General features: G+C 38.1%; 5 protein-coding genes. All 5 read left to right on the plus strand.

Annotated elements, in window-relative coordinates:
* The first annotated feature begins 12 nt into the window (after positions 1–12).
* A complete protein-coding gene (locus QSE00_RS21080) occupies positions 13–1,539 on the plus strand; it encodes a RagB/SusD family nutrient uptake outer membrane protein (RefSeq protein WP_286107394.1) in 1,527 nt (508 codons plus the stop codon).
* Positions 1,540–1,621: 82 nt separating this feature from the next.
* Positions 1,622–5,002, plus strand: coding sequence for a VCBS repeat-containing protein (locus QSE00_RS21085; protein WP_286107395.1), 3,381 nt, complete (start codon positions 1,622–1,624; stop codon positions 5,000–5,002).
* Positions 5,003–5,012: 10 nt separating this feature from the next.
* Entirely contained in the window at positions 5,013–5,600 is a 588-nt protein-coding gene (locus QSE00_RS21090; protein ID WP_286107396.1) for a hypothetical protein, read from the plus strand.
* Positions 5,597–8,944: a VCBS repeat-containing protein gene (locus QSE00_RS21095; RefSeq protein WP_286107397.1), complete on the plus strand. Its 3,348-nt coding sequence runs from the start codon at positions 5,597–5,599 to the stop codon at positions 8,942–8,944. Before QSE00_RS21090 ends, QSE00_RS21095 begins: the two co-directional genes overlap by 4 nt.
* A 23-nt stretch (positions 8,945–8,967) precedes the next feature.
* Positions 8,968–12,240, plus strand: coding sequence for a CRTAC1 family protein (locus QSE00_RS21100; protein ID WP_286107398.1), 3,273 nt, complete (start codon positions 8,968–8,970; stop codon positions 12,238–12,240).
* The last annotated feature ends 97 nt before the right edge of the window (positions 12,241–12,337 follow it).

Consider the following 12,337-nt stretch of genomic DNA (forward strand, 5'->3'; position numbering starts at 1 on the left):
AAAACTTGCAAAATGAAAACATTTAAAATGAAATCGATAATTGTTGGTGTCCTAGTTTGTGTTACGGTCATCTCCTGTACTGATCTTGAAACTGAGATTTATAGTGATTTAACGCCTGAAACGGAGTACACTACCACAGATACGCAACTTGCTGCCATATTAACGGCCTATGAGCCATTAAAGGGATATGCAGGAAGCTATTTCAATCTTCAGGAGCTCTCAACAGAAACGAGTGCAGCCCCAGCAAAATTTGGACCCTGGGATGATGGTGGTCTTTGGGCGAGGCTACATAGGCATGAATGGGAAAACAATTCTGGAGATATTAATGGTGCCTGGAACTTATGTTTTAGCGGAGTATCTACGTGTAATAGGCTCATTGAAGAGTTTCAAGCATCGGCAGCCGATTCAGAGGCAGCTGTTAATGAATTACGGGCACTTAGGGCTCTCTATTTTTATATGGCAATGGATTTGTTTGGGGATGTTCCCTTGGTTACCACCTTTGCGACAGCAGAAGCAAGCCCTTCAAGAACACCAAAACAAGAGGTTTTTAATTATATTGTAGCAGAATTGGAAGAACTTATTCCACTTTTACCATCAGGAACCAAAGGTGAACTGTACGGAAGGATAAATAGTTGGTCCGCAATGGGTATTTTGGCAAGGGTATATTTAAATGCCGAAACGTATACAGGCACGCCACAATGGGGCAAGGTAGCAGCCATCACACAGGAAATTATAGATGGTGGGCAATTTTCTTTGGAGCCGAATTACTTGGATAATTTCGAAATACGAAACGAGGGATCCAATGAAAATATTTTTGTTGTTCCTTATTCCAAGTCGAGTGGGGCCGGTTTCGCTTTGCACATGGAAACTTTACACCCCTTGAACAAGGAAACCTATGATTTGCAAAATGGACCATGGAATGGCTATACGGCCTTGGAAGAATTTTATAATTCCTTTGAAGAAACGGATGGTCGGAAGCAAATGTTTATTGTAGGTCAACAATACACTAGTTCAGGTGAACCTATAAATGATCCAAATGGGGCTATTGAGGTTGATTCAAAAGGTAATCCTGAGCCTGATGGACCACCATTGATTTTCACTCCCTATATTAATGAATTAACCCCTAAGGCCTTCAGTCAATCTGGGGCGCGTATTGGAAAATTTAAAATTGAAAATGGTATCGGAACCGCAATGGAAAATGATTTTCCGGCAGTAAGATATGCAGATGTGGTGCTTATGCGTGCGGAAGCACTTTGGAGAGAAAACAATGCAAGTTCCGAAGCTGTTGAACTTGTGAGACAGGTGCGAGACAGAGTAGGATTGGGTGCTATTGACCCCTTGACTGAAGATGCCCTCTATGATGAGATTCAAAGAGAATTGGCATTTGAATGTCAGGCTAGAACGGTAATGATCAGGTTTAACAGATTTGATACCCAATGGTGGGAGAAAACCCTTACTGATCCAAATAAAAAAGTTTTCCCAATTCCTACAGATCAAGTTAACGGTAATCCAAATCTAGTTCAAAATCCTGGATATTAACCGTATTAAGAATTATTGTTAGTTAATTTGATGAGGAAAGACACTATTTTTAGGTGTCTTTCCTATTTATAGAGACTATTTTATGAAAACAAAGGTTTTGTGTAGTTTTATATTCATTTTATCATTGATCTGCATTTCTTGTAAGAAGGATTTTGGAGATGTACAAACCGGAACCAATAAAACAACACTTTTTACCTTCTTACCTGAATCCAGAACCAATATTGATTTTAAAAACGAGTTAACCTATACCGAAGATTTTAATACCTATACCTATCGTAATTTTTATAATGGTGGAGGGGTTGCTATTGCCGACATAAACAATGATGGGCTTCAAGATTTGTTTTTTACAGGGGGTATGGTTTCGAATAAACTGTATTTAAATCAGGGAGATTTTGAGTTTAAGGATGTAACAGATGAAAGTGGGCTCAACTCCTTAGGAGTGTGGTCAACCGGGGTTAGTTTTGCAGATGTAAATGGAGACGGATTGCTGGATATATACATTTGTAAGTCTGGAAAACCGGAAGGTGAAAGAAGAAATAATGAACTCTTCATCAATAGAGGGTTGGATAAAACAGGTACCTACCCTGTTTTTCACGAAATGGCCAAAGAGTATGGAATAGCGGATTATGGGTTTTCTACCCATGCTGTTTTTTTCGATTATGACAAGGATGGTGACCTGGACATGTATCTACTGAACAATTCAATAAAATCAATAGGCAATTATGATTTAAAAAAAGATAGGCGATTGATTAGGGATCCCTATGGAGGAAATAAACTCTATAGGAATGACGGGGCTGTTTTTGCCGATGTTAGTGAGCAGGCAGGCATTTATGGTAGCACTATAGGTTTCGGTTTAGGGGTAACCATCGGGGACCTCAATAAGGATGGTTGGCAAGACATATTTGTATCCAACGATTATTTTGAAAAAGACTATTTGTATATCAACAATAAGGATGGAACGTTTACTGAAGACTTAGAGGGTAGTATTGGTGAAATAAGTTTGGGGTCTATGGGGGCAGATATGGCCGACATAAATAATGATGGGTTTCCAGAAATTTTTGTAACCGAAATGCTGCCTAAGGAAGAAGCCCGTTTAAAGACTAAAGCCATTTTTGAGGATTGGAATAAATATCAGGCCAATATGAAGGCAGGATATTACAGGCAGTTTCCCAGGAATGTCCTTCAATTGAACAGAGGATATAAAGACGAAGGGGACAACATATTCATGAGTGAAATTTCACGATTTTCGGGAGTGGAAGCTACAGATTGGAGCTGGGGAGCATTAATTGCGGACTTGGACAATGATGGGCTAAAAGATATATTTGTGGCAAATGGTATCTATAAAGATCTTATAGATTTGGACTATTTAAATTTTTATGCAGACCCTATAACGGCGCGCCGTCTTTTTGAGGAGAGGGGCAGTTTTCTTAAACAGCTTATAGACAGCATACCATCTACCCCTTTGCCTAATTTCGCCTACAGGAATAACGGGGACCTTACCTTTACGGATGAGACCATAAATTGGGGTTTTGAGAAACCTACTTTTTCAAATGGGTCTGCCTATGCCGATCTGGACAATGATGGGGACCTGGATTTAGTAATGAATAATGTTAATATGCCAGCATCGGTTTATCGTAATAATGCGGAAACTTTGCGGCCCGAACATCATTTTTTGACCATAGCACTAAAGGGAACGGAAAAAAACACCTTCGCCATGGGAAGCCAGGTCACAGTATATCAGGACGGTAAGGAACTATATCAAGAACTGGCACCAATGAGGGGCTACCAATCATCAGTAGACTATAGATTACACTTTGGACTTGGAATAAACCCAAAAGTTGATTCTATCCGAATCCAATGGCCAGATCTATCCGTTGAAATAGAAAAAGATGTTCAGGTGGATCAAATAATTTCATTTGCCCAACAACTAAATGAAAATGCCATTCCCATAGTGCAAAGCCATAGATCAGTAGGCAAGGGAATATTCAATTTAGAAAATGACAACAAAGGATTGGCCTATTACTACAAGAAATCAAACTTTAATGATTTTGATCGTAACCCCTTGTTATTCCATATGCAATCTGCAGAGGGCACAAAAATGTCAATAGCCGATGTTGATAATGATGATAGAGCTGATATTTATATAGGTGGGGCAAAAGGGGAGACAGGTGTTTTATTTGTTCAAAACAACAAAGGTAATTTTACAATTAAGCCCCAACTTAGCTTTGAAAATGATAAATCCAGTATGGATGCCGGTTCTTGTTTTTTTGATGCCGATAACGATGGTGATTTGGATTTATATGTGTGCAGTGGCGGAAACGAATTCCCATCAACTTCATCATCTTTGAAAGATAGGCTTTATTTTAATCAGGGAAACGGTAACTACGTTCTATCCGGTCAAAATCTACCTACCAATTTTTACGAGAACTCGTCCTGTGTTATAGCAGCTGATATTGACAAGGATGGTGATCAGGATTTGTTTGTAGGAACCCGTTCCAAATCCTTCGATTACGGTATGCCGGTCAACGGTTATATACTTATAAATGATGGGAAGGGCCAGTTTGCCAATAAAACAGAATTATTGGCGCCCGAACTATTTGGAATTGGAATGATAACAGATGCTAAATGGTTCGATCATGATAATGATGGTGATGAAGATTTGGTTGTTGTAGGGGATTGGATGCCTGTTACTATATTTCAAAATAATGGGGGTTCCTTTGTAAATATTACTCCAGAAGTTGGTTTAGAGCACAGCAATGGTTTCTGGAATGTCATAGAAATTGCCGATTTGGATTCTGATGGCTATCTGGATTTGGTTGTTGGAAACCACGGCTTAAATTCAAGGTTCAAAGCTAGTCCAAACAAGCCGGTTCGAATGTATTTAAATGACTTTGATGCCAATGGGAAAACAGAACATATCATAACAACCTTCAAAGGAGAAAATGAATACCCTTTAATAGGAAAAACAGATCTGGTTTCACAACTTCCATATTTGAAAAAAAAATATTTAAAATTTAAGAGCTATAGGGAACAGACGGTGGAAGATATTTTTGGACCGGAATTGGTGCAAAAATCAAGCATAAGGGAAGTATATAATACGGCTACTACATGTTATTTATATAGAAGAGGTAAATATGAGGAGCAAAAGCTTCCTTCAGAAGCCCAATTTTCACCAGTTTATGCCTTAGAAGTTTTCGATTATGATTTGGACGGAAATTTAGATATTCTTCTGGTCGGTAATTTTCATTGGTCAAAACCTGAGGTAGGTATTTATGATGGTAATAGGGCTCTTTTTTTAAGAGGCGATGGTAATGGAGGTTTTTCAGCCTTTGGATCTAGCCAATCCGGATTGTTCGTGGAAGGGGAGGTTCGCGATGTAAAAAGTATTATTGCAGGTCACGAAAGAGTAACTGTGTTTTTAAAAATTAATGATAGCCTATCAATTTTGGGGAATCAAAAATAAATGTTTAAAAGTGGGATATCGTTTTCTTAAAATTATTGGCTTTACCTTATTAATTGGTGTCTTAGGTTGTAATAGGTCTAACGAGGCTAAATATAAAGTATACGAAAAAAAGGAATTGGCTAAGAAAATACGTGAAGATAGCCTGTTTAAAGGATTGTACCTAAAAATGCCCTTTAAGGAATTCAGAACGTATAGTTTTGATATGAACGTTAAAGGGCATTTTAAACAAGGAGGGCAAAAAAGTCCCAATTGGGTGCAATGTAAATTGGAGGAGATGACATATCCGGCAACCTTGACTTTTTATCCCCAATTTAAGAACGATTCTATAAATGAAATGAACGCGGCCATATATTATGAGAACGCTAAGTTTAAGGATGGTATTTTTGAAAAGGATAGTCTTTTGTTGGACGTACTTAATTTAATGGATAAATGGTATGGAGGAAAAACTTTTAAGATAAAAAGTCCAAATTTTTACAAAGAGGATATTTATGTAAAGGTCAAGGGGAACAGAAGGATTACTGTTTATCCTGATGCGAGTGGGCAAATTATTAATCTGTGGTATGTGGACTTGACCAATTTAAACGAGGATAAACTATGAAGAATCTGATTTTATGCCTTAGTACTGGACTTCTACTGTTTGTTGGCTGTGACAAAAAACCTATAATAAAGGAGTCCAAAAAGCTATTTGAGTTGATGCATAATAAGGAGACGGGCATTTCATTTGTCAACCGCTTAGAATATGATCAGGATTTTAATGTATTTACCTATAGGAACTATTATAATGGAGGCGGAGTTGCAATAGGGGATATTAATAACGATGGATTATCGGATATTTATTTTACTTCCAATTTGCAAACTAATAAGCTCTATTTAAATAAAGGGAATTTTCAGTTTGCGGATATTTCTAAACAGGCCGGTGTTGAGGGAAATAGATCTTGGTCCACAGGAGTGAATATGGTAGATGTGAATTCTGATGGCCTTTTGGATATCTATGTATGTAATTCAGGAGATATTGATGGTGATGACAAGCAAAATGAGCTTTTTATAAATAATGGCGATTTAAGCTTTACCGAAAGCTCGGAATATTATGGTTTAAATGACAACGGACTTTCCACCCATTCCGTATTTTTTGATTATGACAACGATGGAGACTTGGATGCCTATATTATTAACAATTCTTTTAGGGCTATAGGCTCTTTCAGTATTAATAAGAATGAACGTCACCTAAGAGATTCCATAAACGGGGATAGATTGTATGAAAATGTGAATGGTCATTTTAAAGATGTAAGTACAAAGGCTGGCATATATGGCAGTACTATAGGCTTTGGTTTAGGGGTTATAGTGACGGATCTAAACGCCGATGGATGGCAAGATATGTATGTCTGTAATGATTTTTTTGAGCGGGACTATATTTATATGAATAATAAGAACGGAACTTTTTCCGAGAAATTGGAGCATCAAATGCCCTCAATTAGCATGGCTTCGATGGGAATAGATGAGGCCGATATCAATAATGATGGTTTCCCTGAAATTTTTGTTACCGAAATGCTACCCAAGGAGGAATCACGTATTAAAACCTCCATGTCCTTTGAAAGTTGGAATAATTATAAAAGCAAGATAAGGAACGGGTATCATAGCCAGTTCACGAGAAATATGTTCCATGTCAATAATGGTATTGATGCCAATAACGATATTTCCTTTAGTGAAATTTCTAGGTTGGTAGGTATGGAAGCTACAGATTGGAGCTGGAGTGTACTCATGGCAGACCTTGACCTAGACGGGTATAAGGATGTTTATGTGACAAATGGGATTTTCCAAGACATACTCAATCAAGATTATTTAAATTATATATCAAGCGAGGTGGTGGCAAGAAGTATAATAACAGAAAAAGGCGTCAACTATAAAAAGTTAATAGATATCATACCTTCCAAGCCTATTTCCAATGTGGCCTATTCTGGCCGACCAGAACTTGGCTTTCAAGATATAACGGAGAACTGGGGGCTGCATAAGCCAGGCTTTTCCAACGGTATGGCCTATGGCGATTTGGATAATGACGGGGATTTGGATCTTGTAGTCAATAATGTAAATACGGAGGCCTTTGTATATAGGAATCATGCAGACAAAGTTTCTCCAAAACCGCACTATCTTCAGGTTCAGTTAAAAGGGGCGGATAAGAACACTTACGCCATTGGGTCAAAGGTGTCTCTTTACCAAAAAGGGGAAGTCCAGATCTTAAGGGAAATGCCTAGTAGAGGATTTCAGTCTTCCGTGGACCCTGTATTAAATTTTGGCCTTAAGTATCAAACTCAAATAGATTCGATCATTGTGGAATGGCCTACCGGAAAAACATCAAAAACACAGAACATAGCTGCCAATCAAAAGATTGAAATAGTGGAATCGAAAACTCAGATACAAGCTGTGAAGGCAACGACAAACAAGGGTTCCCATTTAGGTTTTGAGTTGATAACAGTTCCTGGTGGGGAAATAGGAAGTCTTGTACATACTGAGAATAATTTCAGTGATTTTGATAGGGATGGTATGGTCTTTCAAATGAGTTCTACGGAAGGCCCTAAAATGACTTTGGCAGATGTAAATGGCGATGGTCTGGAAGATGTATTTCTATGCGGTGCAGCTGGTTTTGAAAGTCAACTTTTTTTACAGACAGAACAAGGTAGGTTGCTTTTAAAGGCTAACGCTGGTTTTGAAGAGGACAAGCGTTCTGAAGATGTGGATGCATTGTTCTTTGATGCTGATCAAGATGGGGACCAGGATATCTATGTGGTGAGTGGAGGAAACGAATATCCAAATACTTCATCGGCTCTTGGCGATCGACTTTATTTAAATGATGGAAAGGGTTTCTTTACAAAATCCGGGCAAACCCTACCTACATCTTCATATGAAAGTACCTCATGCGTGATTGCAAAAGACTACGACGATGATGGTGATTTGGATCTTTTTGTTGGTGTGCGACTTAGGAATAGAAATTATGGAATTCCCCAAAACGGATATATTTTACAGAATAATGGTAAAGGTGTTTTTAAGAATGTTACAATGGAAATTGCCCCCGGCCTAAAGGAGTTGGGAATGATAAAGGATGCTGTTTGGTCAGATTTTAATAATGACGGGAAACAGGATTTAATAGTGATAGGGGAATGGATGGCGATTCAACTTTTTCAACAGACTGAAATTGGTTTTGATAAAACTGATATGGATGGGGTTTCCACACTTTCAGGTTGGTGGAATACCATAGAGGCCGTTGATCTTGATAACGATGGCGACGATGATTACCTTGTTGGTAACCATGGGCTAAACAGTAGGTTTAAGGCTACGGATGATAAGCCCATAGCTTGCTATATAAACGACTTTGATCAAAATGGTACCATAGAACAAATTATATGTACATACAATGGGGAAGAGTCCTATCCTTTGGTACTACGCCATGACTTAACATCCCAACTTCCATATTTAAAGAAAAGATTTTTAAAATATGAGGATTACAAACTTAAACATATTGATGAGATTTTTACCAAAGAACAGCTTTCCTCATCCTTGGTTAGTGAAGTAAATTATCTTGAATCCGCTGTGATCTGGAACCGCAAGGACGGATTGGAGCTAGAGCCATTGCCTTTAAGGGCTCAATACTCCCCAATTTATGCCATTGTTTCCAAGGATATTAATGGAGATGGTTTCAAGGATATTCTTTTGGGAGGAAACCTTTGGGAAGTAAAACCGGAAATTGGGAAATATGATGCCAGTTATGGTTTGTGTCTTCTAAATGATGGCAAGGGATCCTTTAAGCCTGTCCGCAACAGTGAAATTGGTCTAAGAATAAATGGACAAGTTCGTGATATAAAAGAATTGCAGATTAAGGGAGAAGACTATTTTTTAGTAGCCAAAAACAATGAAGATGTACAGTTTATAAGAATTGAGAAGGCACCTTGACTATGGAGCAGTTAAAATCGTTTATGGAAGTCCGAATTTGTTTGTGGGTGATTGGTTTGTGCCTTTTGGGCTGTAAAGAGCAAACCAAGTTGTTCACTGAATTAATGCCAAACGAGACCCAACTTGATTTTACAAATACAGTCACGGAAAGTGATAGCTTTAATATCAACACTTATTTATATGCCCATAATGGTGGCGGTGTTGCTTTGGCCGATTTTAATAATGATGGTCTAGTAGATATTTACTTTACCTCCAATCAGGAGTCCAATAAGCTTTTCCTTAATAAAGGTGGTCTGCAATTCGAGGACCGTACTGAACAAGCTGGGGTTTCAGGGCCCATGGGAAAAGGGATTTGGTGTACAGGCGTTACCGTAGTGGATGTAAATCAGGATGGCTGGTTGGATATTTATGTCAATTATTTATGGGACGGGAATATGTTTAAGGGTGAGAATCAATTATTCTTAAACAATGGGGATGGAACATTCGGGGAGAAAGCGTCAGATTTTGGAATGGATTTAAAGGGATATTGTCAACAATCAGCCTTTTTTGATTACGATAATGACGGAGATTTGGATATGTTTCAATTAAATCACTCCATACATGATTTGGATGTCTATGTCGATGTAGGGAAAAGAGCTGTTAGGGACAGTTTGGCGGGAGACCGATTATTTGAAAACCAAGAGGGTAAGTTTTTCGATATAAGTGATGAGGCTGGTATTTTTGGTGGCGCAACGGGTTACGGATTATCTGTATCCATTGCCGACTTGGATAATAATGGTTGTCCCGATATATATGTGTCAAATGATTTTCATGATAATGATTACCTATATTACAATCAATGCAATGGTACTTTTAAGGAAGCGGTAAAAGGGAGTACAACAAGTACAAGTACTTTTTCCATGGGCAGCGATATTGCAGATATCAATAATGACGGGCTTTTGGATATTATGACGCTGGATATGAAACCTCATGATGAAGTGACGAGAAAAAAATCCTCAGGTGCAGATCCCTATGATATCTATCAGTTTAAAAAGAAGTTTGGGTATTCTGACCAGTTTCCGCACAACATGTTACATCTTAACAGGGGGAACCTTTTTGCGGACCATTCACAGTTTAGTGAGATTTCACAAATGGCAGGAATTGATGCGACCGATTGGAGCTGGTCGGTTCTTTTGGCGGATTACGATAATGACGGGGCCAAGGACATCTTTATAACCAATGGTATATTGAGAAGGCCCAATGATCTCAACTACATTAATTATAATTACAATACTGCATCGGCAGAACAAAAATCATCTTTGGAGCTGGCCCGGATGATGCCCGAAGGTAAGGTTGCCAATTACGCCTATAGAAATACGGGTAGCCTATCATTTGAAGATGTGTCCAAAGAATGGGGTTTGGATTTATTGGGTTGTTCAATGGGTTCCGCATACGGGGATTTGGATAATGATGGGGATTTGGACCTGGTCGTCAATAATCTCAATCAACCTAGTTCCATATACAGGAACAATGCTGAAAAAATAATGGGCAATAATTTTTTGAAAATAAAATTAAGGGGTGATACAAAAAATAGAAACGGAGTAGGGACAAAAATAGTGATGGAGGTTGCGGGTAAAACAATTGTTCAAGAAATGAGCCCGGTGAGGGGATGGTTATCTTCATCCCATGATGATTTACTGTTTGGCCTGGGTAATGAAAAAATAATTGATAAGGTGAAAATCCTATGGAATAACGGTCGTGTACAAGAACTAAAGGATGTTCCTGTGAACCAAAATTTGGTAATTGAATATAAAAATAGTTCATCTGCACAAAAAATTAAGGGAAACAGTCCTAAGTGGTTTGAAAGGGTTCAGGATGCTGTCGTTGATTTTGTGCATGAGGAGGATGATTTTGATGACTTTGCAAATGAATATTTGATTCCCCATAAGATTTCTACCGAAGGTCCAAAAATAGCCACAGGTGATATCAATAATGACGGATTGGAAGATTTCTTCGTTACTGGCGCAAAAGGGCAGGCAAGTGCTTTGTATAAACAGATAAGGGATGGGGAATCAAATTATTTTAAAAAGGTAATTGTTCAAATTATAGAGGAAGATAGGGGTCAAGAGGATGTAGATGCCATTTTCTTAGATGCTGATGATGATGGGGATCAAGACTTATATGTGGTAAGTGGAGGGGCTTACACTAAAGATTCTTCAAAATATTTGGATAGATTGTATTTGAACGATGGCAGTGGAGCATTTAATAAATATTTGGGAGAATTACCGGAATCCAATGGATCTGTGGTTGAAGTAGGAGACTTTAACAAGGATGGTAAGGTGGATTTATTTGTAGGAACAAGATCCGAATATGGAAGTTATGGGGTGTCCCCTGATAGTTATATTCTTTGGAATAATGGTATAAACATAAATAAAACGCCCAGTTTTAAAATTGAGACACTGGAAAAATTGGGTATGGTTACAGATGCCAATTGGAATTCAATGGAAGAAAATCTGATAGTAGTAGGGGAGTGGATGCCAATTACCCTCATTGGTTTTAAGGAAGATTCGGTTTTATCGAAAAAGAAATTACCCAATTCCGTGGGTTTATGGAATAGCGTTCACCGGGCAGATATCAATGGAGATTCCAGGATGGATATTTTGGTGGGCAATTTGGGGGTAAATAGTTCCTGGAAGGCGTCAAAAGACCAACCCTTGAGTTTGATTGTTAAAGATTGGGATCAAAATGGGTCTATTGATCCTATTATAGCTTACTATCATGATGATAGGGAATGGATCTATAATTCCTTGGATGAATTGAAAAAACAGATGCCTTTGGTCAGAAAGCGGTATAGGGACTATGAAACTTTTGCCAAGGATGGTTTAAAAGAGGCTTTTTCCGAAAAGGATTTAAAGTCTGCCCAAATCAAGAGCGTTCAGACACTGCTGTCTACTGTATATTTAAATAAAGATGGGGTTTATGAACCCAAACCATTACCACATGAAGTACAAATGGCACCCATTTATGCCTTCTTGACAGGAGATTTTAATTCAGACGGTATAATGGATATTTTAGCGGCAGGTAATTTTTCAGGCTTTACCCCATCCTTGGGCAAGCAGGATGTTTCTTATGGTAATCTTCTGTTGGGTAACAACCAAGGAAGTTGGAAGTATATTGAACCATATGAAAGTGGTTTTTCTGTGAAAGGAATGGCTAGGGATATCAAGGGTATCAAATTGAAAAACAAGCAGTTATTGCTTGTTGCAAACAATGATGCCGCCATTGAAATGTTTTGTAGAAAATTCACTTCCAACTGACTATAAATAGCTAGAAATCAATAATAAGACATTTTTAATAAAAATTATTTGCAGAATAGGCAAAACTTCACTTTATTTACAAGTGTTGAAAATACAC

The organism is Arenibacter flavimaris (genome assembly GCF_030291335.1).
In the GTDB taxonomy this organism is placed as follows: Bacteria; Bacteroidota; Bacteroidia; order Flavobacteriales; family Flavobacteriaceae; genus Arenibacter.

Coding starts and splice junctions, on each gene's coding strand:
- QSE00_RS21080 (WP_286107394.1), top strand. CDS start 13: ATGAAAACATTTAAAATGAAATCGATAATTGTTGGTGTCCTAGTTTGT.
- QSE00_RS21085 (WP_286107395.1), top strand. CDS start 1,622: ATGAAAACAAAGGTTTTGTGTAGTTTTATATTCATTTTATCATTGATC.
- QSE00_RS21095 (WP_286107397.1), top strand. CDS start 5,597: ATGAAGAATCTGATTTTATGCCTTAGTACTGGACTTCTACTGTTTGTT.
- QSE00_RS21100 (WP_286107398.1), top strand. CDS start 8,968: ATGGAAGTCCGAATTTGTTTGTGGGTGATTGGTTTGTGCCTTTTGGGC.